This is a genomic window from Arsenophonus endosymbiont of Apis mellifera (assembly GCF_903968575.1).
Classification (GTDB): domain Bacteria; phylum Pseudomonadota; class Gammaproteobacteria; order Enterobacterales; family Enterobacteriaceae; genus Arsenophonus; species Arsenophonus apicola.
Genome location: NZ_CAJCFU010000037.1, coordinates 25,979 through 52,046 on the forward strand (window position 1 = coordinate 25,979; position 26,068 = coordinate 52,046).

Annotated in this window: 15 protein-coding genes and 2 pseudogenes; 8 read left to right on the top strand and 9 right to left on the bottom strand. The window is 35.2% G+C overall.

Annotated features, from left to right (window positions below; translation table 11 throughout):
* Window positions 1-75: 75 nt before the first annotated feature.
* Both H1X92_RS04605 and H1X92_RS04610 read right to left on the bottom strand, forming a co-directional pair.
* Window positions 76-4,857 carry an Ig-like domain-containing protein gene (locus H1X92_RS04605; protein WP_180559053.1) on the bottom strand — a complete coding sequence of 1,594 codons (4,782 nt, stop codon included), beginning with the start codon at window positions 4,855-4,857 and terminating at the stop codon, window positions 76-78.
* Window positions 4,858-5,045: 188 nt separating this feature from the next.
* Window positions 5,046-9,497 (bottom strand): inverse autotransporter beta domain-containing protein, encoded by a 4,452-nt coding sequence (locus H1X92_RS04610; protein WP_180559054.1) that lies wholly within the window; start codon window positions 9,495-9,497, stop codon window positions 5,046-5,048.
* Window positions 9,498-10,565: 1,068 nt separating this feature from the next.
* On the opposite strand from H1X92_RS04610, the gene H1X92_RS04615 reads away from it, so the two are divergent.
* Window positions 10,566-11,465 carry a DNA-3-methyladenine glycosylase family protein gene (locus H1X92_RS04615; RefSeq protein ID WP_180559055.1) on the top strand — a complete coding sequence of 300 codons (900 nt, stop codon included), beginning with the start codon at window positions 10,566-10,568 and terminating at the stop codon, window positions 11,463-11,465.
* Between the two features lie 104 nt (window positions 11,466-11,569).
* On the opposite strand, the gene H1X92_RS04620 is transcribed toward H1X92_RS04615, so the two are convergent.
* From H1X92_RS04620 to H1X92_RS04640, 5 genes are read right to left on the bottom strand one after another with little or no spacing between them, the layout of a single operon-like run.
* A complete protein-coding gene (locus H1X92_RS04620; protein WP_180559056.1) occupies window positions 11,570-12,271 on the bottom strand; it encodes a fimbrial biogenesis chaperone in 702 nt (233 codons plus the stop codon).
* 30 nt (window positions 12,272-12,301) lie between these two features.
* Complete coding sequence (locus H1X92_RS04625; protein WP_180559057.1) at window positions 12,302-13,381, bottom strand: fimbrial protein; 1,080 nt, start codon at window positions 13,379-13,381, stop codon at window positions 12,302-12,304.
* Window positions 13,382-13,395: 14 nt separating this feature from the next.
* Window positions 13,396-15,918, bottom strand: a complete 2,523-nt coding sequence (locus H1X92_RS04630; protein WP_180559058.1) for a fimbria/pilus outer membrane usher protein — start codon at window positions 15,916-15,918, stop codon at window positions 13,396-13,398.
* 11 nt (window positions 15,919-15,929) lie between these two features.
* On the bottom strand, window positions 15,930-16,625 hold the full coding sequence (locus tag H1X92_RS04635) for a fimbrial biogenesis chaperone (protein ID WP_180559059.1): 696 nt from the start codon (window positions 16,623-16,625) through the stop codon (window positions 15,930-15,932).
* A gap of 51 nt (window positions 16,626-16,676) precedes the next feature.
* Window positions 16,677-17,264 carry a fimbrial protein gene (locus tag H1X92_RS04640; RefSeq protein ID WP_180559060.1) on the bottom strand — a complete coding sequence of 196 codons (588 nt, stop codon included), beginning with the start codon at window positions 17,262-17,264 and terminating at the stop codon, window positions 16,677-16,679.
* A gap of 991 nt (window positions 17,265-18,255) precedes the next feature.
* On the opposite strand from H1X92_RS04640, the gene H1X92_RS04645 reads away from it, so the two are divergent.
* From H1X92_RS04645 to blaOXA, 4 genes and pseudogenes are all read left to right on the top strand, one after another.
* Window positions 18,256-18,885, top strand: coding sequence for a bifunctional 4-hydroxy-2-oxoglutarate aldolase/2-dehydro-3-deoxy-phosphogluconate aldolase (locus tag H1X92_RS04645; RefSeq protein ID WP_180559061.1), 630 nt, complete (start codon window positions 18,256-18,258; stop codon window positions 18,883-18,885).
* Window positions 18,886-19,169: 284 nt separating this feature from the next.
* On the top strand, window positions 19,170-19,433 hold the full coding sequence (locus tag H1X92_RS04650) for a hypothetical protein (RefSeq protein WP_180559062.1): 264 nt from the start codon (window positions 19,170-19,172) through the stop codon (window positions 19,431-19,433).
* Window positions 19,434-19,609: 176 nt separating this feature from the next.
* Complete coding sequence (locus H1X92_RS04655; protein WP_180559063.1) at window positions 19,610-20,350, top strand: hypothetical protein; 741 nt, start codon at window positions 19,610-19,612, stop codon at window positions 20,348-20,350.
* Window positions 20,351-20,581: 231 nt separating this feature from the next.
* A pseudogene (gene blaOXA, locus H1X92_RS15780) lies at window positions 20,582-21,418 on the top strand (class D beta-lactamase).
* 77 nt (window positions 21,419-21,495) lie between these two features.
* Here the strand turns inward: blaOXA and H1X92_RS04670 are convergent.
* Both H1X92_RS04670 and H1X92_RS04675 read right to left on the bottom strand, forming a co-directional pair.
* A complete protein-coding gene (locus tag H1X92_RS04670) occupies window positions 21,496-21,858 on the bottom strand; it encodes a metalloregulator ArsR/SmtB family transcription factor (protein ID WP_180559066.1) in 363 nt (120 codons plus the stop codon).
* Between the two features lie 154 nt (window positions 21,859-22,012).
* A pseudogene (locus H1X92_RS04675) lies at window positions 22,013-23,507 on the bottom strand (MFS transporter).
* Between the two features lie 111 nt (window positions 23,508-23,618).
* Here H1X92_RS04675 and H1X92_RS04680 point away from each other — a divergent pair.
* From H1X92_RS04680 to H1X92_RS04690, 3 genes are all read left to right on the top strand, one after another.
* A complete protein-coding gene (locus H1X92_RS04680; RefSeq protein WP_180559067.1) occupies window positions 23,619-24,164 on the top strand; it encodes a TetR/AcrR family transcriptional regulator in 546 nt (181 codons plus the stop codon).
* 200 nt (window positions 24,165-24,364) lie between these two features.
* Window positions 24,365-24,748, top strand: coding sequence for a hypothetical protein (locus tag H1X92_RS04685; protein ID WP_180559068.1), 384 nt, complete (start codon window positions 24,365-24,367; stop codon window positions 24,746-24,748).
* 18 nt (window positions 24,749-24,766) lie between these two features.
* Window positions 24,767-25,591 carry a hypothetical protein gene (locus H1X92_RS04690; RefSeq protein WP_180559069.1) on the top strand — a complete coding sequence of 275 codons (825 nt, stop codon included), beginning with the start codon at window positions 24,767-24,769 and terminating at the stop codon, window positions 25,589-25,591.
* Window positions 25,592-26,068: the final 477 nt, after the last annotated feature.

Consider the following 26,068-nt stretch of genomic DNA (forward strand, 5'->3'; position numbering starts at 1 on the left):
CTTTTTAGGATAACGTAAATTTATCTAATTCTACTAATATTCACTAAATCGGATCCAAGGGTTAATTTGCTTCCTTTAAAGATCGCTAATACAGGTAAAGAATAACTCTTCACTTTCAGCATTAGTACCGATAAAACCACTCACCATGCCGACACTGTCAACACTACTACCCGATTTTGTCGATGTCCAATACATGTGATTATTCCAACCATAAAAACTGGTATTGCCCCATTCACTCCATAATGATCCAATTCCATATTTAAATCTGCCAATACTAATCTGTTTAACTGTTGGCAACCTCGTGTTCCCAGTTTGTCTACTGCACCAGTTAGTTGCCCTATTCCAATTCATTTGCTCACCACTATACACATACCATTTTTGCAGCGTAAATTTATATTCAACAGGATCACCACCGGTATTATGAACCGCCGTTATTGTCACCGATTTTTTGTTACTAGCTGGTCTATCTTTAAAAACAACCTCTCCATTATGGACTGATACCCAATCTTCACTACTGCGCCACTGAAATTCTGAAGCAGGAACGCCATTAGTATTGATGATAAATTTAGCACCACTAAAACCGGTTGTCGGGAATCCATCATCTATCTTGAAATTATGTCCATTGACTCTGAGGTTACTAAAAGAAACCTGGATAAAATTGACTGTCAGTTCCGCAGCCTGTTTTGCCGTACTACCATAGTGCGCGCTGACAGTGATATCATCCACCGCAGTTTTGGTACTTTTCAGTTTAATAGTTGCTTGCCCAGTAGCATCAGTTTTACTCCTTTCCGGTAAGATGACTGCATTATTATTTTTGTCCTGTTGCCAATTTATATATAAATTTGGCACTTTAACTGGGTTATTATGTTGATCAATCAACTGGGCTGTAAAAGTAAAATCATTGTTGCCATCAGCGACTTTACGAACGATTGAATCGACTAATGCCACACTCCCCACTCTGGCCGTAGCAATATCGGCAATAAAGTTAATGGCCTTGTTTGCATCCACTTTAGGCGCGGTACCATATTGGCCGCTGACAACCACGTTAGCCACCGCTTTAGTGGTACTGATGAGTTCTATAGTCGCAAACCCGTTTTTATCTGTTGGACTTGATTCTGCCGACAGTTGAACATCTTTGGCTTTTTCATCCTCCAGCGACCAACTGATATCCTGACCCGCTTCCTTGATAGGATTATCATATCTATCAACTAATTGTGCCTTAAAGATAAAGCGATTATTACCATCGGCGACTTTATCAGTTTCCGTACCATCCAATGTGACTTCTTTTATCTTAGCGGTGTTAATATCAGCAATAAAATTCACTGCGTCGGATTTTTTCTCCCCACTGGAGCCATATTCCGCATAGATCACCACGTTATCCACGGCTTTTTGGCTACTTTGCAGAATAACCGTAGCACGGCCATCTTTATCCGTTTTACTGGTTGCCGGTAAGTTGACACTAGCTCCACTATCTTGTCGCCATTTGATGACTAATTCTGCTTGCTTAACCGGATTACCATTATGGTCAACTAACTGGGTGCTAAATTCAAAGCCGCTCTTACCATCGGCGATCTTCTTATTTTCAGCATCATTTAAGGTGATCTTGCCCACTCTAGCCGTCTTAACATCACCAATAAAATTCACATTTTTATCGGCTCGTTTCTGTGGCGGTACCCTATATTTTGCATAAACAATAATATCATCGACCGCAATCTTACTACTATGCAAGGTAACCGTCGCAATGCCTCTATCATTGGTTGGAGTTGATTCAGCGGATAAAGTGATTTGTTGCTCTTTATTGTGTGACCATTCCACTTTCAGACCCGCTTTATTGATCGGATGGCCATATTTATCGACTAATTGAGCATTAAAGGTAAAGTGATTGTTGCCATCAGCGACTTTGCTAACTTCACTATCAACTAATGTCACATCCCCCACTTGAGCGGTATTGGTATCAGCATAAAACTCAACTTCCTGCGCATTGACTGCCGCTGAAGCGCCATACCTTGCATTGACAATAATATTATTCACCGCAGTGGTGGTACTGTGTAATGTGATGGTCGCACGACCATTTTCATCCGTTTGACTGGTTGCTGCCGACAATTTTACTTCATCATTCTTATTGTGCGCCCAGTTGACTGTCCGTTGTCTGACTGGATTATCATTGCCATCTAATAGCAAGGCAGTAAATGTGAATTTGTTATGACCATTGGCTAATTTACTGTTGTTTTTATCATTAAGGGTCACGCTCTTCACTCTGATTGAATTTTCATCAGCAACAAAAGCCACTTGACGATCGGCATCGACTCTCTTGGTTGAACCAAATCTTGCACTAACAACAACGCTCTCTATCGCTGCGGTCGTACTATATAACGCAATAGAAGCTCGCCCGTTTTCATCGGTTTGACTTTTTGCCGCTAATTTAACTTCATTACCTTTATTATGTGACCAATTAACCTCTAAACCTTTTTGCTTGATGGGATTACCGTTACCATCAACTAATTGGGCGCTAAAGGTAAAGAAGCTATTATTATCAGCTATTTTTTGGCTCTCACTATCTTCTAAAGTAACGCTATCAACTTTAGCGGTAGCCAAAATGTAAATAAAGTTTACGGCTTTATTGGCCGCGACTTTATTAGCGGGGTTATTATAATTGGCACTAACCCTAACATCATCCACTACAACCTTACTGGTCAAAGTAATCGTCGCGCGTCCATTCTCATCCGTTTGGCTCTGTTCTGCCGATAGGATAGCGGTATTACCTTTATCATGTGACCAATTAACATTAATATTGGGTACTGGATTATTAAATTGATCGGTCACTAATGCCTCGAAAGTAAATCGACTTATACCATCAGCCGCTTTATTGGTCTCATTACCGCTCAATGTAACACTTGCTACTTTTGCCGTGGCGATATCAGGTGCAAAACTAACTGGGATGGCATTTCTATTACCATTTTTCATCGCTGCGGTTAATGTACCGGTGCCAACGACCTTACTGGTAATTTTAACCTTAGCTTTACCCTCGTTATCTGTGATCACTGTCTGACTATCAGCACGCTTGCCATCCATATTAAACAGTGATACTCCACTAGACTGGAATCCATCAATGGTAAACGTAATTGCTCTACCGACCAGTACTTCATTTTTTTTATTCTGGACTAATGCAGTAGCAACGTAAGCATCGCTATTATTCGCTACCAGGGTACTATTTGGCGTTAATGTTATGGAGCGGATCGTATCTTGTGATGGTGAGACATTAATCACCATCACTGCGGTATTAGATTGATTACCTTCATTATCAACAGCCACTGCTGAGATACGGTATGATTGAGTGGCTTTAGACTGTTTTTGGAAAATATAAGCGGGCAAGGTTAAATTAATTGAGGTCGGTGACATAGCTTGAATGCTACCACCTTGAACAATTAATTCTGGCGCTGTCCAGCTAACTTGTTTTAAGCCATATTTGGCTTTATTAACCGTGACCGTTATCGGTATGGTTTGTGCCGCCTCACCGTTAGTGCTTTCTGGCAAAGAAATAGATAAAAGTTCTTGCTTACGATATTGCATGACAATATTGTAATTACGATCGACAAAATCATAACGGTTACCAGCTAAACTACGCATTAAATCTACATTATCGGGATCAAGCTGTTCCGCCAGCAAGACACCAAACCGATATGCTAACTCCATACCAATGCTACTTTCCTTAGTATCGCCACGGGAAATTTGGCTTTTAAAAGTCAATAATGGGAAAGGAGTATAACTTAAGCCAAAGGTGGTAGCAGAAGGATTATCTATCAAATCACTACTTGAGAGACCATTATTAAGGCTAATCCCATCACCATAATACTTTTCATATTTAGCATAAGCGCCTAAATGCGGATAGCTGGGTAAAAATCCTTCCGCACGCAGATCGAACCCATTGGCTGGACGCTCATCATAATCCCGCATCTCATGTAGACGTGATTGATGCCAGTCAGTTAAACGAAAATAACCATTAACAGCCAGTTTAAGGTAATCGGCCCATAATTCACCGCCAACCCCAAAACGAGAGTTATTACCAGTAATATCATAATCATAAAAACTGTTGATGCCCCACATCCAGGCATCCTGATATTGACGATAACCCACACCTAAGTTAGTTGTGTTGCGATGTTCATTTGCTCTAATACCAATTTGACTGAATAACAAACTATTTGGTTTCTCCAGCACCGGTACTAATAAATCGACATCACCGGTTTTATTACTATTAATTTGTACTCGAGCATTACCAAACTGACTTAACCAATCATGGATTTTTTGATTTACCAGGTTTTCACCAATACTACGCGCATACCCCATATATGCCTTGATGGCGTTATCCGTTGACAAGGTTTGGGCTAATTGAGCAATATTTTGTGCCATTTGTTGTTCGCTTGAAACAACCGTTTGCGACTTAGGCTCGTTATCATTGATGCCTAAGGTCGGTAATGTATTAAAAATAGCATCCTGCTTGCTATTTTTAGCCGGGTGAATGGGTGCTACTGATTGTTGGGAAGAAAAGTGTGCCTCTAACATGGTTAATGCCGAATCAGAGGGTGGACCTGACACAGATGTTTTTACTGCCGCATTATTTTTATTCGATTCTGCCTGCTCTTTATTGACAGCAGGTGTATCCTTGGTCAATGGGCTTTGCATTAGGTTATTCAAGCCATTGATAGTGTCCATCATCGAATTATTTGAGCTACTATTTTGCGCCGCTTTTGCTATTGATGAAGAGGCAACGAAAACCGGCAAAAACAATTGTATAAACAGTAATAGATAGGCGATTATCCGTTTCGTTTTTGTAAAATAACAATTAGCATTACGTTGCATGGATTTCTTCCCTAATAATATATAAATCCTACTACCAATAAATCAAAAAATTATTCCGCCAAAAAAGCCATTTATTGGAATGATTTCTGTTTCGCTAACAAGTTATAGAATTCAATTAAACAAACTTATCATTACACTTTATCTTCCCGTCGTATCAAGACGGGAATTTCTCTCATTTTTAAAGACAGTTAGATACCATTAATACAAACGACCTCTTGCAGCTGATTGGTATAATTATCACTAGCAAAACCATCATCTAATTTGACTATTTTGTAGCGTTCATTAGTGACTTTGTTATTAGTCCAATAGTAATCATCTCTGATATCGTAATGACTGAATTTACCCCATTCACTCCATAGTGAGCCTACTGCACGTTTTCCTTTGCCTTGACTAAGTTGTGCAACGGTTGGCATAGCACCACCATTATTTGCACACCAGCGTTGAGCTTCATCCCATTTTTTCTCGTCAGAAAAAATAAACCAATTATTTAGACTAAAGGTATATTCAATCGGATCACCACCCGTTTCATGTCTTGCTGTAATGATGACTTTTTTACTTGTCCCATTCTCCGTAAACGTTACCAGCCCGTTGTCAACTGAAACCCAACCTTGATTGCTTTGCCACTTGAATTCTGAAGCCGGGGCCCCTTGCGTCTCAATGGTAAATTTAGCACCGCGGAAGCCAGTGGTTGGGAATTGAGCGCTGGTTGGGAAATTATGGCCATTAACAATTAAACGGCTAAAAGAGACGGTTATAAAACTGACAGGTTTATCTGCGCGTTGTGGTCTTGAACTAGCATAATGAGCACTAACAATCACATTAGCTACTGCAACGTCCTTACTCTCTAAAGTGATAGAAGTAAGTCCATCGGCATCTGTTTTACTGATATCAATATTATCCTTAAAGCGAACATTGCTACCTTGATTAGTCGACCAGTTAATCGATAGGTTTTCTTCTCTGATCGGGTTGCCATTAACATCAACCAATGCCGCGGTAAAGACAAAGTTATTACTAGGATGAGCAACTTTACGGTCTATCTTACCTTGTAACTTGACATTTCTAACTTCAGCGGTCGCTATATTGGCAATAAAACTCACTTTATCTTTTGCCGTTTTTTTATCGCCACTACCAAGTTTGGCGGAAACTTCAATATCATCAATCGCCATGGTTGTGCTTTGCAATTCAACCGTAGCAATACCATTTTTATCTGTTTTGCTGGTTGGATTTAATTGGGCTTTACCTGGCTTATCATGGGCCCAATAGACTATCAGGTCAGATTTTTTGATTGGATTGTCATTTACATCAAACAGTTGGACGTTAAAAATAAATTTCTCTTTACCATCGGCAATTTTACGCGTTTCCTGCCCAACTAGCTTAACCTCACCTAACTTAGCCAAATCTTTATTAGCGATAAAACTGACGGTTTTATCGGCTGATTGGCTAGCCGTACCGGCATAACTGGCACTAACTTGAACTGCATCCACCGCTTTTGTTGTGCTATATAGTGTAACAGTAGTGATACCATTTTCGTCGGTTAGGCTGTGGTCAGCTAACTTAACTTGATCGCCTTTATCATGTGTCCAATTAATTGGCAAACCGCTTTTCTTAATGGCGTTATTATTGTTATCAATCAGTTGTGCGGTAAAGGTAAAGGAGGTATTACCATCAGCAATTTTAGTGCGTTCTATACCGTTTAGCAGCACACTACCAATATGCGCTTGGCTTTCATTGGCAATAAAACTCACTTTCTTATTGGCATTTATTTCTTCTAAGCTACCCGAGCTAGCACTAATCTGTACATCATCGACGGCCTTAGTTGTACTTTGCAGTGTAACAGTAGCTATTCCCTGTTCATTGGTTTCGCTAGTATCTCGTAATAACTTAACGTCATCTTTATCACGGAACCAATTAACGATGATCCCGGCTTCTTTAACGGCTTGACCCTTGCTATCAACAAGCTGAGCGGCAAAAGTAAAGCTCTGATTACCATCAGCTACTTTTACATTGACAGGATCTTGTAACTGCACAGTACCGACTGTAACGACACCTTCTTCAGCGATAAAATTGACCTTTTTATCCGCTTCTATCCTTGCTGTCGCCGCAAAATTTGCACTGACCACTATCTGATTGACTGGGGTAGTCGTACTTTTTAGTTCAATGGTGGCAATACCATTATTATCTGTGGGACTAGTTGCAGCTGATAATAGAACCTCTTTAGGATCTTTGTCATGTGACCAATTAACCATTAAGCCACTTTTTCTGATTTGATTACCATTACCATCAACCAGTTTGGCGCTAAAAGTAAAAGAACTCTTGCCATCAGCAACTTTATCTGTTGCTCGACCATGCAATGAAACCTCACTAACCTTAGCTGTGTGTTCATCAGCGACAAAACTAACCACTCTATCGGCTGTCATCTCAAGCGTGTTGGCATATTTGGCGCTGACTTCCACATTATCGACGGCAATCAAGGTACTACGCAGCGTGATAATCGCCCGTCCATTGGCATCTGTTTTACTTTTATCGTTTAATAAAGTGACCTTATCTTGCTGATTAGTTGACCAAGTAACATCAACATTTGGCAGCGGATTATTAAACTGATCAACCACAAATGCTTCATAGCTAAAGCTATCGACGCCATTGGCTACCTTACTGTTTTTCTTATCAATCAGGGTAACATTTCTCACTTTGGCGGTAGTAGCATCAGGTGTAAATTGGATAGAAACGGTCTTTTTCTTACCATTTGCCATGGTAGCAATCAATTCTCCCTGACCGGCCAAGTCACTTTTAACTTTTATATTGATTTTACCCTCGGGATCTGTGGTCTCAGTTAAAGGATTGCCCATACGGTGGCCATCTTCGCTAAGCATGACAACCCCGGCATTTCCGCCTTTATTTTTTGCTGCCAGCGTACTGGCGCTTTTGCTAAAACCAGTAACGGAAAATGTCACTTGTTTGTCGGCGAGTGGTACCCCTTTGTCATTTTGTAGTTGCACTTTAGCTAAATAAGTTTGGTTACCATCTGCGGGTATTGGCGTCGGATTTTCTAAACTAAAATAAGCAAAACCATCCTTGGACTGAGTAACATTGATCACCATTATGGCAGCTTTAGATTTATTACCTTCATTATCAACACCAACAGCGGATAAGGTATAAGCTTTACTACCTTGGTTATCTTCATCGTATGAGGGTAACACTAGGTTAATGGTAGTGGCTGATGTCTCCTTGATCTTGCCACCTTTTGCTAATAATTCCGGGGCACTCCATAAAATTTTATTAAGTCCGTATTTGGCTTTTTGTACCGTTGCTTTTATTGCTATGGTTTGGGCAGCTTCAGCCGTCGCACTGTCTGGTAGAGAAATGGCTAATATTTCCTGTTTACGGTACTGCATAACGATATTGTAATTACGATCAACAAAATCATAACGATTGCCCGCTAAACTACGCATTAAATCTACATTATCCGGATTTAACTGTGCAGCCAGTGGGATACCAAATCGATAAGCAAACTCCACACCAATCAGACTATCGTTGGAATCTCCCTGAGAAACTTGAGTTTTCAATGTTAATAACGGGAAAGGGGTATAACTTAAACCAAAAGTTGTAGCAGAAGGATTATCTTTTAAATCTTTAGCTGTTGGATTATGGCTAAGGCTAACGCCATCACCAAAGTATTGTTCATATTTAGCGTAAGCCCCTAAATGAGGATAACTGGGTAGATAACCTTCAGCGCGTATATCAAATCCATTGGCCGGCCGCTCATCATAATCACGCATCTCATGCAGGAACGACTGATGCCAGTCTGTTAAACGGAAATAACCATTTACCGCCAATTTCAAATAATAGGTCCACAACTCACCACCTACACCAAAACGGGCATTTCCTCCGCTAATATCATAATCGTAAAAACTGTTAATGCCCCACATCCAGTTTTGCTGATATTGGCGATAACCTAATCCTAGGTTGGTGGTACTGCGTTGTTCATTAGCTCTAATACCAATTTGGCTAAACAATAAGCTGTTTGGTTTATCAATTAGTGGTAAGAGTAAATCAGCGTCACCGGTTTTATTTGAACTAATTTGCACGCGTGCTTTACCATATTGATTTAACCAATCACTAATTTTCTGATTTAAAAGGCCTTCGCCGCGATTACGCGCATAATTGATGGCTGCTTCTGTGGCATTATTATTGGCCAGCCCTTGCGCTATTTGGGTTGCACCTTGCACAAATTGTTTTTCAGCTGACTCGACTTGTTTAGCCTGAGGCGTCTCTTTTATACCTAATGTTGGTAATGCCTGATAATGATCAATTGACGGTTTGTTGTTATTTGTGGTTGATGCCGACATCGATGATCTATTATCGGCTAAGGTATGAATATTCCAATTTGATGCCGCCGCTGCTGATCGACGCGATGAAGAAGCTGGCTCTGAAGCGGAATATTTTAAAACAGAGTTATTATTCATCAACGCATCAATACCATTGATTGTTTCCAGCATTTGATTGCTAGTAACATCATCCTGCGCTGCTTTAGCGACAGATGAAAAAGTAACAAAAATAGGTAACAATAATTGTATAAATAACAATATATATGCAGTTAGCTGTTTTGTTTTCGAATAGTAACGATTAGCAATGCATTGCATAAATAATTTCCCTATCTAAATAATATAAAAATCCTGCTACTATTTTTTGCATAAAATAAAAAACAAATACCAAATATTAATTTCAAGCTATTATTGAAATTAATAAAGACATTGATATGCAGCTATTGTTATTTTTATTAGCATAATCAATAAATTTTTATTAGGTTTATCCCGATTATTTTATTTGGATAATTACCGATTAAATAACCATTGGCATAGAGTAAATTAATGCCAATAAAATAGAAAAAATGGACAACGAGGGAGAAAAAAGCGGGCTTCTAGATAATGTTCCATTTGCAATTACTCCTTTTGCTTACTTATATCGGCTATAAAGATATAGATAAGTATTATTTAAAAACGTATGAATTTGTTTCCATTTATGAATAATTGCCGAACCACAACAATAGCACTAATAATTAACAAAAGTACAAAAAATAACATCAAATAAACTGATGCAATATAATTAATTATTAACATTTAGTATTAAAAAATAAATAATCTATGATAATCTAGTTTTTTACTTTAAAAATATTTCCTAATTATTATGTATAAATTATGCTGTTGTTGCTACAATGTTAAACATAAATCAGCTAATGACTATTTTTATTTAAAATGATATTACAAATGGAAATAATTTTATTTAGCTAATCTGTATCCCATTTATTAATAATCAATAAACACGGGTTAATATTAAATAAAGATAAAAGCAGTAATTATACTTAGTGATAAATTTTAAAATAAAAAAATCAGTGAATTAATTTCTTCTTAAGCAAAAATAAAAGAATAAACAACCAAGGGAAAATTAAATACCAAGAATGAATAAAAATGATTACCAACCCGTTATCGTATAATTTATGATTTTTATCGAGTACGGTAATCCACAATAACGGACGATAATATCATCTAACACCTTAGCAAATGACAGCGATTTTTTTATTTTTTATCTTGCCAACAACAGAATGAGATGCAGAAATTCTTGTCTTTAATTTACTTGCTTTTATGTTACTATTTTTTTATCAAATTAAGCGCGGATTATTCACTAAGTTTTAAATCAAATAACCACAAAAAATGCTAGCAAAAAAAACTATTATCCATTTACCAGACAATTTTCACTACCAACACTTTCTTGCCTATCACTTACGAGATAAGCAAAGTGTGGCAGAAATTATCACCCATAACCAATTAAAAAAAGGAATTACATGTAATGTTCAACCCGCTGAATTAACATTTACGTTAAATAAAAATAGCATTTTATTTTCTCTGCAAATTGACAATCCACATACCGCTATTACTGAGGAAGAGCTGGAAAAACTGGGAAAAAATATGCTGGGTTTATATCAACCCGTTGAACTTTTTGAAGATAAATACCATAACCACCCAGTCATTGGTAATTTAATTTCTCGTCAACAGGGTTTAAGGATTTATCAAGCAGCAACCGCATTTGAAGCGATTACTTGGGCAATTATAGGGCAACAAATAAGTGTCGCTGCCGCAATTGCTATTCGTCGCCGATTCATTCATGCTTTTGGTAAACAACACTCGTCTGGAATTTGGTGTTTTCCTTCTCTCTTTGCGATCCATGCGGATGATGAGCAAAAACTAAGATTATGTGGATTTTCTATCTGTAAAGCCAAAACGCTTATTGCATTGTGCAATATGTTAAAAAATAACCATCATCTATTAAATGTTTCCTTAGATGAAACTAATTTGTCAGCCTGGACTCAAAAATTGAATGAAATAAAAGGAATTGGTCCATGGACAATCAGTTATTCCTTACTTCGCGGCTTCAATTATTTGAACGGTTCTTTACATGGTGATGTCGCCGTCCAACGTAATCTTCAGTATCTATTAAATCGTAGTGAGAAAATAAGCGCAAAAGAGACAGAAAAATGGTTAGCACAATATTCTCCCTGGAAAGCACTCGTGGCTGCCCACCTCTGGCAACAACAATCTAACGCTAGCTATTGAATAGACAAAATATATTAATCAAAACAAACATAAAAATATACTCGCGTATGATAACCCAATTTAACGGTGACAAGGTTAACAGACAAAATAACTGCATTTTAATACTATTTAAGTTTTTTAACTTGATTAATAAATTGCCCTTCATCATTAATGTATTCGATCAAAATCTCCTCACCGAAAATAACCTGGCTTTTATTTTCCACTGTTTGTTGTGAAAAAGGCGGCAACATAATGGTTTTAGATAATGCATTATTTTTATCTAGCTGATTATAAAGTGCGGATAGAGTAAAAAAATAGGCGGTGGGGTTATCAATAAAAAGTGATTTTCCAACCTTAGTTATTTTTATATGCTCAACTGCATTCTGAGAAGTTTTATTGATATTTTGTGGCCGATAAAATAGTTTAATTCTTGTTCTTAGCGCCAACTGTAAAATATTCTCAGTTTTTACGCTATCGGGTTTTGGGGCAATATCTAGTACATTAAGATAAAAAATAGATTCGCGATCAGTGGGTAGCTGATTTGCTAACTGTTGAATACGAAGTTGCGCCCCCCCTCTAGGTTTTATTTTAATAACCGGAGGCGTCACAACAAAAGGCGCTTGTGTTGTCTCCGGTGTTGAATCAATATTACCTTCATCGATCCAGCTTTGAACCAGTGATGTGTTATCACTGGAATTAACTAATTGAATAACAGCCTCTTTTCTTTCCGCAGAAAAAATAACTCGCGTTCCTTTAAGAAAGACACTACTACTCGTTGAGAAAGCAGTAAAATAGAGTAAGAAAGCTAAATAAATTTTTTTTCTCATTTTCTTTTTGATCCTAATAATTAATCCTATTTAGTCATAAGAAAAGACTAAAATTGCCGTTGAGGTTATTTTTCCGGCAGAAATATTATTTAGATCATAAGCGTAATAATAGGCCCCCATATTAATGGAAAAAGTGGGCGCTAAAGCACTGTCTGCAGCAATATTAAAAATAGATGTTGCATTGCCTTGTATACTTTCACTACTGGAAAAAAGAATCGGTGTGGAAGTTTTGTTGCCTTGCACTAGGCGAAATCCGACTCCTTTAGCACCTAGTTGCGTAGTATTTATTAGCACCGTTTTATCTGTGCTATGTAAATTATTACTAGCCAAAAACATGGCAATATTTCGCGTCGTTTTATTACCAGTCAAAAGATCACTACAGCTAAAATTTAGGCTAAAAGGCTGATAACCAGGTCGGTCAATATTTTTGACATCACTGATACTAACCATAGGTAGATTAACAATTAAGCCTTTATTTGAAAAATCGCAGGTAGTGGCAATAGGATTATATTTAATGGTAATTGGCTGCAGAAAAATATCATTTTCATCAACGGGCCATTGCCAGGTTAATAAAAATTGCACTAACTTTAATACAATCCTAGTTAACCATACCAAAATACCCATCGATGAAGCATCTGATACCAAGATAAAAGGTGAGATAACCGCAGTATCACCAGCCACTTCGGTATAATTACGGCTTGGTTTGCTCTTCAACAAAGTAAACCTTAAGGTAAAATTAGTATTCAAATTGGAGGCTGGATGGGTACCTCTAGCTATGCTGGTTATGCGATCCTTTCCTAACACAGTCATCGTAACCTCAACAAATTGCTTACCACCATTAAATCCTATTGTTGCTGTTCGACCATTAAAGGGCGAAGCTATACCAATTACATTAGGTAAAAGTATCCCAGGGGAGATACAAGTAAATGTTCCCGGAAAATTGGTTTTATCTGATTTTGTCACTACCGATGTAGAACCACTAAAATCAGCTGATAAATCATAATATAAACTCGGTACCGTGATCGTGCTATCGGGTTTACAATCAGCGTAAACCGATTGGCTGAAGGAGCAAGCTGATAATAATAAAAAATTTATTGCTAATTTATTCATATTATTTTCCCCGACTATTGGCAAATATTACGCTTTAGGTTTAAAGTATCAACGGGTTGCTGGATGATACATTCGGTTTTACCGTCAATATTCAATTTGACATTCAGTGATTGTGGTAATTGATCACTTTTGATATACAACACACTTGACTGCCCAACATGACCAACAAATTCACCCTGACTATCAGTAACCTCTGTACCAAAAGGTAAATAGCTACCGTCGGCAAAAGTCGCCTTTAACATATAAGTTTTTCGCTGATCAGTTTCCAATTTGATATGACTAACCGCTCCGTCATAAGGGATCACATGCGCCACATTGTCAGTAATCTCTGCACCTGAGGTTTGATTGGTATGAGAAAGGGTATAAACATTTGTACGATAAGGAGTAGCATTGGTTACTAATGCTAATCCCTGTTTATTGGTAAGAACTGCTCGATTATTATTAACGGTTAGATTTTCAGCCATTGGGGCTTCTATTACCGTTAATGTATTCGCTGTTTCACCAGAAGCAAGAATATGGTAAGGAAATGCAACGATGGTTCCTCTGGCATTCAAACCTGTCTGTCGATAATTATTAGCCTCACTATATGAAGCTCCAACTGTACTGTAGGGATTGCGATAATTTACACTACCACTTATTAAATTATTACCTCCAGTCTGATTTGAAGCGGTTAATGTATAATCGATTAAATCATATTTACCCGCTGTCCCACTGACACTGATATTGGCTTGTTGATAATTGGTATTTGTCATGTAAATACCAGAATTGAGATAAGCATTACGACTAAATAGATTAATAGGAACACTGGCACTCAAGTAATAACGAGTTTCTTCTTTTTGATCCGTATTTCGTACCCGTGAAACAGATAAGTTATAGGTAATATTTTTATAATTATTTGAGTAACCAATTTGATACTCGCGGCTGGTACCACCAACATTCCAATAATTTCTCAGTGTACCAGCTAGAAAAATAACCCCATTATCTTTTCCCAAATGCTGATTTAAATTTAAATTAAATGTATTTCTGGCACGAGCACCGCGCAAGGCATCAAAAGTTGCCAAATCTAAATCTGAAGGATTATTTCGATTTTGATCATTAAGATTATTTTTAATCGTCGCTTGATACTTAAGCCATGCTTGATAATTATCATGGGCATAAATGGAATCAATAAAACTATAATAATCTCCGGTTGAATAACGATAGGCGGCTATGGTCAGATTGGTGGCAGTTGTTGACAAAAACTTGCTATATGCCAAGCGAAAACTTTGGCCTCGTTTGGTTCCGGTATCTAAATAAGCTGCTGCATGGGTCGCATCAAATGAAACCGCACCAAACGGAAAATTCCAGCCACTACCAAGTAAAATAGCATTATAATCACGGCTACCAATAAAGCCGGCATAAACGGTGACTAAATTATTGATACCATAATAGGCTTCTGCTTGAGCAAATTTTGGTTGGAAATAGGTATTTGCCATTTTTGATTGTCCAGCCAAAATATTGTAAGCATATACACCCGCCTTCATCATATTTGGTACGGCTGAAAATGGCACTGTAAAAGAGTCTTGACGACCATCTGCTTCCTGCACTACAACAGAAAGATCGCCCGCTCCTCCCGCTGCACGTAGATCACTAAATTCGAACGCGCCTGGGGGAACCGCTTCTTGATAAATTAGATTACCATTCTGATATACTTTTACTAACGCATTTGTTTGAGCAACACCTCTGACAATCGGCGTAAACTCCTGACTGGAATTAGGTAACATATTCATTTCTGTTGTTAATGCACCACCTCTAAAACGAATACTACTAAACAAGGTAGAGGGGGAATAGAAATCACCTAACATCAAATTGGAAGATATAGCGCTGAAAGAACGGCGTAAGTAGCGGGTATTATTTTGCCATTTATGATCACCGCTGGAATAATAAGAATAACTTGACTCATCTCGAAACTGCCAGGCACCGATATTAATCCCGCTATTTAAATTGGTAAAAAAAGCTTCATTACGCTGTCTGCTATTTTTTTTCTCCCGATAGTTATAATAATTGGTATTATAAGAAAGAATAATTGCCGGTACACCATAGTCCCAATTCACCGGATCAACATAACCTATCTCCGATTTAACTAATGAAATTTGCGGGACTGAAATATTTAATGCTAACTGATTAACATCTAAATAATAGTTGATATCATTGACTAAATTATCCAACGAAACGGTTGTCTTTTGCTCAATCATCTGTTTTTTCTGAGCTGAAAGTTTTAAACCTAATTTATTAATATCTTTAGCATCAATAGTGATATTTTGATTTTTTTCGCCAATATTAACTTCAAATTGTCCTTTCCAATCATCATTAACATAAATATCGACCAATTGTTTACCTGGCGGGATTTCACTATTTCGATAAAAACGAGATATATCTCCTTGGGCGGATTTTCCCACTAGCAAAGTAGTATCAAATTCCTCTGCAAATAATTCCGGCATATAATCCAATATACCTAATAAAATTAGGCTATTATAAAGATAATATATTTTTTTCACGATTTATCTTCTTATTTAAGGTTAATATTTTTTGTTTTATAAACACCAAAATCATCAACATAAGTTACGGTTAATTGATTATGCTTAACCTTATTTTTTAGTGGCAATTTAAAGCTTGATAGCGGAGGGATCATCTTCGATTTTGTCAGATTCTTTTTTGCCTCATTAATATTCGTTATTTTTGCTATCGTAAAATAATATTTAGAATCATTTATTACTACAATGCTATTATCCTCTAACTTATAACTTATTTTTTTATATACATCTGCCGGAGGAGTAATCAATCCCTTAGGCCGATAAAATAATTTAACTCTTGATTTAATTGCCAATTGTAAAACGCTTTTACCTTGCGTATTTTCCGGGTATGGCGGAATATCAAGAATATTCAAATAAAAAACACTCTCTCTATTTTTAGGTAAATTATGCGATATCATTTTTATTTTTAATTGTTGCCCTTTAAGTCCGGCGACTTTTACAATTGGTGGAAAAACATAAAACGGTGAATGACTCTTTTCTGGGGTAGAATTTATATTGCCGTCATCAATCCATGATTGTACCAATGCTGGTAGTTTTCCATTATTTGTTAATTGTACTGTGACATTAGCCTTGCCTTCATAATAAATGATACGAGTGCCGTGCAGTACAATATTGGCTAATATATTTTTTGAAGAAATAATTAATATAATAAATAACAAAAGTTTTTTCATAATAAATAGTCCGTTAAAAACCAGACTCAAAAAGAGCCTGGTTAATGTTATTTACAAATAAGAGATGGTATAGATTAAATTTGAATGCAATGGACCCGCTTTAGCGGGTGCCGCTCGCGTTTTGTAATAACTAACGATGAACGTTAACTCGTCAGCTTGTGGTGCTGTTTTATCTCCTTTTATCCCCGTATCATAAGGGGTATTTAATGAAATAGCAGTCGTTGTAGCATTGGGTGCAGACAAACTAAATCCGACATTTTTTGCTACGTTAGGATTATTTTCATCAACAGTATCATTCACCAAATATTGACCATCTGTCGAAATACTACTTGGTGATGAAAAATGAAATTGTAAATTACCGCCTGAACTGCCAGCAGGTGTACAATCAGAAATAGTTAACTTAAATGCTTTCTGATTTTTTGGAACAACAGTATATGCTGCTGTTCCGGCATCAGAAACAGAAATGGGATCTAATAATACAGCAAAGTTTGTACTATCACCTCCATTAATTTTACAAGTAGTATCACTTATAGCACCAGCAAATGAAATTATTCCACCCGCTGAATTAGTAGCAGCTAATATATACGACGAAAATGAAGTCGCAGATAATAGCAATAACGGGAGTATTTTCTTAAACATAATTAACTCCAAAAAAATAAATGAATAAGCCAATAAAATAAAATTTATTTTATTGGCATAATGAAAAAGGTTAATAAGAAATAACATTAACCTAAACTGATATTAGATGCCTCTATCTAACTTACAAGAAAGGTAAAATGATATTTTATTTTTTGTGATTTATATCAAAGTAAATACTTTATTTAATAATCGGCAGATAAAAGTGTTTTTATATTTAATAAATAATTTAATCATTGGCAAATTGATTTAGACTTATAATAATGAAAGTAACTGAATCAAAAAATATTACTCGAATTAATTACTGCTTATAGTGTGAATTGGCAGATATTTTATCTGATTGATTAAATGAATTTTTTATTCCAATCCTACTTTAGAATAATTTCAGATAAAAAGAACAACTAATTGAAATTTTATGCTAAATTTGATCACAAAAAATATTGATTTATTCATATGGCAATAAAACACAACATATATCGTTTGTTTTTCTATTTTTCAGAAAAAAATAACTCAAATTAGGTATAATTTTTAATTCTTCTTTAATTAGGCGTATAAAAATATTTATTCAAATAACTAAAGTTTATTAGCCAAAAATATTCAGCAATAATAAATTGTTATACTAATTTGCCAATGAATTTTTATAAAACTATTTAGCATTTTTATTTTATATAAAAAAACAACCATTAGCATTAGTAATAAATAATGCATTAAAGTAATTTTTCAGCCATTAATTACATCTAAAAGATATAAACAGAGTGATTAATAATAAAAATGAATTAATATATTATTTAATTATCACGATTATTGTAAGCAACTATTAATCTTGTTGAATAATTACCCCATCTAGCCAATGGAAATGGTTAAAAACGGTATAAAAGGTAAGCTAATTATTCAGTTACTAGCAAATATCGTTCTTTAACATAAAAGTGCTATCATTCCACTTCAGTAACAAAAAGTATTACTCGCCAATTTCAAGACTAAAGGAAAATTGATTATGCTCACACTGATAGATAAATTACGGCAATTTAAAATCATTCCGGTTATTACCATTGAACGAGCACAGGATATTGTTCCTTTAGGCAAGACATTAGTTAAGAACGGATTACCAGTTGCAGAAATCACGTTCCGTACGCCAGCAGCAGCCGATGCGATCAAACTGCTCAAAGAAGCGATACCGAACAAAATTTTGATTGGTGCAGGCACCATTATCAACCGCGAGCAAATTAGACAAGCTGAAGCTGTCGGTGCTGATTTTATCGTTTCACCCGGTTTAAACCCAGATACGGTAAAAGCATGCCATGAATTAGACATACCCATTATTCCTGGTATAAATAACCCCACTCAAATTGAGCAAGCCATCCAACTTGGTATTAACCTTGTCAAATTCTTCCCGGCAGAGCCTTCTGGTGGGTTATCTATGCTCAAAGCACTACTTGCACCTTATCCGCAATTAGAAATTATGCCAACTGGCGGGATCAGTCCAGAAAATATTCGCCATTATCTTGCTTTGCCACAAGTTGTGGCTTGTGGAGGATCTTGGATGGTGGATAATAAATTAATAAAAGCTAAAGATTGGGCTACCATTGGCCAACTTACCCGTGAAGCGGTTAAATTAGTTAAGTAATATTTATTTTCCACTATAATAAGGTCAACAACTGGCCTTATTTTCCAATTTATTCCTCCTCTCAACACGGTCAATTTTTATCGGCTTCAATTTAATCATTTTTAGATTCAACAATATACAATCATAATTTGTCAATCAAAAATCACTTAAACAATCAGCTAAAAATTAGTGTTAAATTTTGATAATCTAACGATATTAACTAAATAATTTACAACAGATTATTTAACTTAACAGCCGGTTTTATTTAAAAATAAATATTTCTATAAATTTGTAAAAAATAACTTATGCTATCATCCTATAATACTGTCACTAGTACAAAAAATAATCCTTCATCTAACATGGATGTCCATTGTTATTATAAAAAAGAAGACAACATTAAAGATATTAATAGAAAAGGATCTTTTCTACAGAATGTTCAATCAGTATCTAATACGGCTAGCAATTTAGCGTTGGCAGATAAAACAATAATTCTAGGTAAAGCTAAATTAATTGCAGAAAAACCGGCCATTCCCGTCATCATAAAAAAAATTACAACGAACATCCAGTAAACTAATACCAAGCGAGAACGTTACACAAATTGACCGTTCAACAACAGAAAATCTAATTAAAATAGCCGAACCCCAAATTAAGCAAGAGATACGACAGCAAGAAAAAAAAAACGCAACAACTATTTGCGCACTTAAAAAAAATAGATCTAATCGATGAAAGTATAGAAGCGATTGGTTTGAATAATATTAAAATTTCAGATCCGATGTTTGGTCAAAAATTAGAATTAGCATTTTTAAAAGTAAAAGAAGGCGTTAACTTTGTTAACCATCTATTTAGCAATAAACTATCGGCACTAGAGAACCAAGCCATTCAACAAGAAATTGTTAGCTACTTTAGAGATATAAATTATCCTGATCCTGCTACCGATAAATCTATTATTAATTTGGTCAAAATATATATCAAAAAATTTTCAGCATTCGTTAATTGTTATTCACCGGATAAGATAATCAGTGTTAAAGAGAACAAAAAAGATAATCAAAAAGTGGCGTGGATCTATGAGAACGATCCAGAATTCTGTATCTTTATGACCAATTCAGCTGTACATGAATATTCCAATGCTATCGCATGGAATTTTATTCACGAATTATCACATATTTCGCTAAAAACTAAAGATTTTTGGTATATTGCAAGCGTTCCACCGCCCTCTAAAATTGGAGCGGTCGGCTTTGATTCTTTTGCAGGCAAAATCGATGTTCTTACTAAAATGCAAACGATCAATTACAGAAAAAATGACTTTCTTGTTAATGGCCCTGACTATGAAAATACTATTTTTACTGTATTTAATAGTCGCTGTACCTATCTTAAAGCAGAGACAATACTTAATAATGCTGATTCAATCGCCATGTTCTTATTTTTTGTTAATCAAAAATTCAATGGGCCTTTAGCTGCATTAACAACAATACCTGACTACGACTAATTTTCAGTATGATCATCAGTGATTGACAAGCATTTCTATAGTTGTTCGATGTTATCGGTTTTAGCAACCTAGTTAATTTTTTCTTTACTTTTATTTAATACTTGAGTGGTAATGATCAAATAGTAAAAAGCAACGCTGTTAACAATAAATAAAACCAAGTCCTATGTTTAATACTAACCCTGACAAAAGTATGATAATGTCTGCCGTATAAATTATTTAAAGAATACAAATATGAATAAAAAGTTAATTGTTATTTTTCTACTATTTTTACCAATTGCAACTCAGGCAAATATCATTTCTAATGATGATAAAAACATCACCCAGCCGCTGGAAAAAACTGCCGAAAGTCAGGTTGTTAGCGAAATAAAAAAAATCTTTCAGCAACAACAGATACGGGGTGTATTAACCATTTATGATGGTAACTCAATTACTAATTATGGCAACGACACAAAACGTGCAACAACAGAATATGTTCCCGCATCAACATTTAAAATTGTTAATGCCTTAATTGCTTTAAAAAATCAAAAAGTGACTGTTAACGAAATTTTTAAATGGGACGGCCAGCCCAGATATCTTAGTAGCTGGAATAAAGATATGAATATGCAAGAAGCAATGAAATTATCCGTTGTTCCTATCTATCAAGAAATCGCTAAACGCACTGGTCTAGCGATAATGAAAAAATAACTTTATCGTTTGCACTATGGTAATAGCAAAATAGGTAATGATGTTACCAAATTTTGGCTAGATGGCCCATTAAAAATTAGTCCAGCAGAACAGGCAAAATTTATTTACAAATTAGCCACCAAACAATTACCGATTGATAAAACCATTCAAAATGAAGTTGCTAGTATGCTACTTATTAAACAGACTGCCAATATTAAAATTTACGCTAAAAGCGGCTTAGCGAATATCAATGGAAAGCGTACTGGCTGGTATGTCGGATGGGTGGAAAACGCGGACGGCAAAATAAAAACTTTTGCTCTAAATATCGCAATTTCAGATGATAAAACCGTGTTAAAACGTGAATTACTAACTTTACAGTGTTTAGCAAAATTAAAAATTATTTAAAAATGACTAATCAGAATACTAAATTATTCTGATTAGTAACAAATAGCCAAATAAAAAGTTGCTCTCATTACTCGCTATTAAATTATATTCTGCAACGGGGAATTAATACTCCTTACAGGCAACTCATCTAGCATCAATTTATTGGACATTAAATCAATAAGTTGGTGTTGATTTGACCATACAATCTCAATAATTTGCATAATCCACGGAGAAGTCTGGCAAGAAATTCGATAAAAAACCCATTTACCTTCTTTACGATGTTGGAGCAATCCACCCTTTTTTAACATTGCTAAATGACGAGATATTTTAGTTTGAGGTTGCTCAAGTGCATTACAAAGATGATAAACACATAGCTCCCCCATTTCCCTGAGAAGTACTAGGATCCTAAACCTTGTTTCATCAGACAAATTTTTAAAAAACTGCAATGCCTCTAACTCCATCTCCAATTTACCTCTAACCAGTTATAATTTCAGTAATAGAACATTAGGATCAATTCACTTTTCCTGAGATAAAACAACACCAACAACTGGCTGTATAAAAAAATCATAGAAACTTATTGCCAGATCTAAAACAGCACAGAAATTCATCTCATCATCATGATTTTTGAATTAAAGGGCGCAACATACGTTGTAAAATCACAATGCTAACTAACAATATGCAAACAATCGTAATAAGAACCATAACAAAAGAAGTGTCAAAGGCTTTGCTCGCTTCCATTATCAATACTTGAGCTTGCTCTTTATCCAACGTTGATGCCACGCTTAGCGCTTCATCAATACTGTCATAAACACGTGCATCAATAGTGACTTGCTCAGGGACAAAAAGCTTACTACTATAAATCGCCGTCATCATTCCACCCAGTATTGTAACGCCTAACACTACCCAATTCATAAGCAACGTCTTCAATAGAAGCGGCCATACCTGACTTTTCATCAGGCGCATTGAGCATAATTGTGGTAGAAGCTGTAGTAAATACCATTCCCATGCCAATACCAATCATGAATAAATTAATCAACAGCAAAGTAAGATGGCTCTGATAAAACAATACCATCCCCATTACCCCAATTAGCGTTAATATAAAACCCACCACTGTCGTTAATCTCTCGCCAAAACGAGGCAACAGTAAACCAGCTAATGGAGATGCAAGTACGGAACCAATCGGAATGGGAAGGATACAAAGTGCCGCTTGTAAAGGCGTGACTCCAAGTACTAACTGTAAGCGTTGACTCAAAACTAATTCAATACCTACGATTACACTCATAGTAATAACAGCAATAATTACTCCTGCTGAAAATAAACGATTACTAAATAAAGAAAAATCAAGCATCGGTTGAGATTGTTTGCGCTGGCGCAAGACAAAAAATAGCATAAAGATGACACCAACAAAGGCAGCAGTGCAAAACTCAACTAAAGAAAAAGAAGGTTTACTTAACTCTTTTAACGCATAAATCAGTCCAACTAAACCGACTAAGATTAATACTGAGCCTAAAAAATCAATAGCACGCTTGTTTGTTCCACCACAACTTGGGATCAAACTCACTGAAAAAGGCAGTACCAGCATAACGACAGGCACATTGATTAAAAATACGGATCCCCACCAAAAATATTCCAGTAATAAACCGCCCACTAAAGGGCCGATCGCAGCGCCACCGGCAGCAACCGCTGACCAAATACCAATCGCTAGCGAACGTTCCTGAGGCTCAGTAAAAATATGGCGAACAATTGATAAGGTTGCTGGCATCATCATTGCAGCACCCACAGCTAAAAAGACTCTCGCAGCAATCAAAATTTCTGGATTAGGCGAAAATGCCGCACAAAGTGAAGCTAAGGCAAAAAGAGGTAAACCAGTGATCAGCATTTTTTTATGACCAATGCGATCACTTAGCATACCGGCGGCGGGTAATAATCCGGCAACCACCAGCGGATAAGCATTGATAATCCACAATTTTTCAGACGCATTGGCATGCAGTTCATGGGTTAAAGTAGGCAATACTGTATAAAGCACTGTCATATCAATGACAATTAAGAACAGGGCACTTGAAATTAAAAGGAGCGCAATCCACCTTCGACTATCATGAGTATTAACCATAAAAAAATCTCTATTTAGAAAAAATTATGTAGTATGTTTATCTAGCATAATGTTAAAGTTAAGATTACGATATTAATCCATACGTATGTATTTTAAAAGAGGTTTTGTTCAATGGGACGCCAAAGAAGTATAGACAGAGATAAAGTATTAGATGTAGCCGAAAATATTGTCCATCAACAGGGTGTTACGGCGCTGACTATCGATGCGGTGGCAAAAGCAATGGGAATTTCTAAAGGAGGGGTTCAGTATTGTTTCGGCAATAAAGAAGCCTTGATTGATGCAATGTTCGACCGTTGGGAAAAAGCTTACGATGAAATATTTTTTAAACAGATTGCACAGGACAGCTCAGCCGAAAATCGAGTAATAGCGCACATGAAAGCAACATACCATTTTGAACAAACGTCTAATAGTAAAGGCGCAGGTTTAATGGCGGCATTATTGCAAACACCAGAATATCTTAATAGTACCCGTGAGTGGTATCGTGAACGTATTGCTAAGTTAAATACTTCAACAGATGCAGGAAGACGTGCTCGGCTTATTTTTTTCGCCACAGAGGGAGCGTTTATTTTACGTGCATTTGGATTTATGGATATCGACCAGCAAGAGTGGGATGAAATTTTTACCGATATCGAAATGTTTTTATCGCCGAGAATATGAAAAATAAAATTTTAATACTATAAAAATAGCGAATATTTATAGATATATTTTGACGATCATATTGTTTATTCAAACATATCTCTAAATATTCCAAAAATATAGTTAATTTGTCTATATATTTAATTATTATATATATTTTATTGATCTCTGATAATAAATATTGTTAATATCCTATAGTCATATAACTGTAGGTGACAATTATGATTATTGATCGCGCTTTATCTACTGAATTAAATACTGAAATAAAACTTATAAATAATAATAATCCTAGCATTATAAATAATATTATTAATGCTCCTGAAAATTATGTCAATTTTAGTGATAAAGGAAAATTATTATTATCCATAATAACATTAGGAATTAGTCATATTGTAATAAATTTAATTGAAGATCATAGAAAAGAAAAAGTGAGATCAGAATGTATTACCATAACTAAAAACTTACTATCTTCTCTCAATAGTATTGAAAACCAGCAATCTGAAGAAAAAGTAATATTAATTTCTTTACCTAAAGGCGAAAGGTTAAAATTAACACAAAGATTTTCTAATAACGAAAATAGATACGAAACGGTTATCGAATATTAAAAAGCCATTATTCTTCATATGGGTAAATATAATGAAAGTAAATGTTATGTTAATAAGACCTTTGAGGAAATAAAAAATCTTTTAGTTAGTGATATTCTGCAACATGAACATGATTATACCTATAAAGATGAATCTCTTTTAACTATTGCCAGACATATAAAACAAAAAATAGATGATAATATAAACAATAAAAAACATAAGGAAGTTATCTTAAAAATAAATAATCCTAATGAACCAATAATATATAATCCCAAAAGTATCGGTGCTAAATTAAGAGAAACTTATAAAGAAGGATATACTAGCTTAGCTTTTATTGATAAAAAAAATAATTTAACTAATAAAAAACATTTAATATTAGGCATTGTCTCACCTTCTAAGCAAGTTTTCTTATTAAGTCCAGCAAGTGGTGATGATAGAAATATTTATCACGATACCAATATAAGATATGTTAAATTAAATTTAACATCTAAAGCCAAAATTTATAGTCGTGAAGAAAAAAATGAATTAATAAAAGAATTTTATGAAAAATTAATAACTAAATTAGAAACTATACCGGCTAATAGTGTGTGTATTGAAAATATAATAAAATCCCTTTGCCCAACATGTAAAATTAGTACCCTCACACAAAATCTCAATCAAAAAGAGAAAGTGGCATTTTTAGAAAATATCAATCCTGGCGTTACAGAAATAGTGCAACTTGTTGAAGATAAAAAAGAATCATCAAAAAAATTAATGGCTAGTAGAAAAAATAACTTACAAACATCCAGCACCGTTAATACATTTACGCCTTCAGTTACCAAAAATCAAAATTATAATGAGGCCTTAAACCCATTTAATGAATAATTTAAATAAAAGTCTAATAGTAATAAATGATGCTCTTAATCAAGGACAATAATCTAACTAATAAAAGCGAACAAAGAAATATAGTTAAAAACTTATTTCTATTTTACTAAAAAATATATTTTATATTGACAGACGGTAAAGATAGCAAAAAATATTTTTAATTTAAAAGTTACAAGCAAAATATATTAATTTAATTAAAAAAAACAATAAATATAATCAATAATAATAATTAACCAACTGATTGAATATGAAAATTTTGATTTATTTTTACCATTTTGAATAGGTTAATCGTTTTTATTCCTATATTTTGCTGATTGTATTAGATAACCAAAACTAAGGTTTCACTGACTTTTTGAGGATATTATGGCAATAAGTTTCCCTTCGACAACAACACCACTAACCATTAGTGATAAAAAGTTTCATCAGATTTTGGGAGCTAATAGCTTAAATGAAGCAACCAAAATAAATAACGTATCC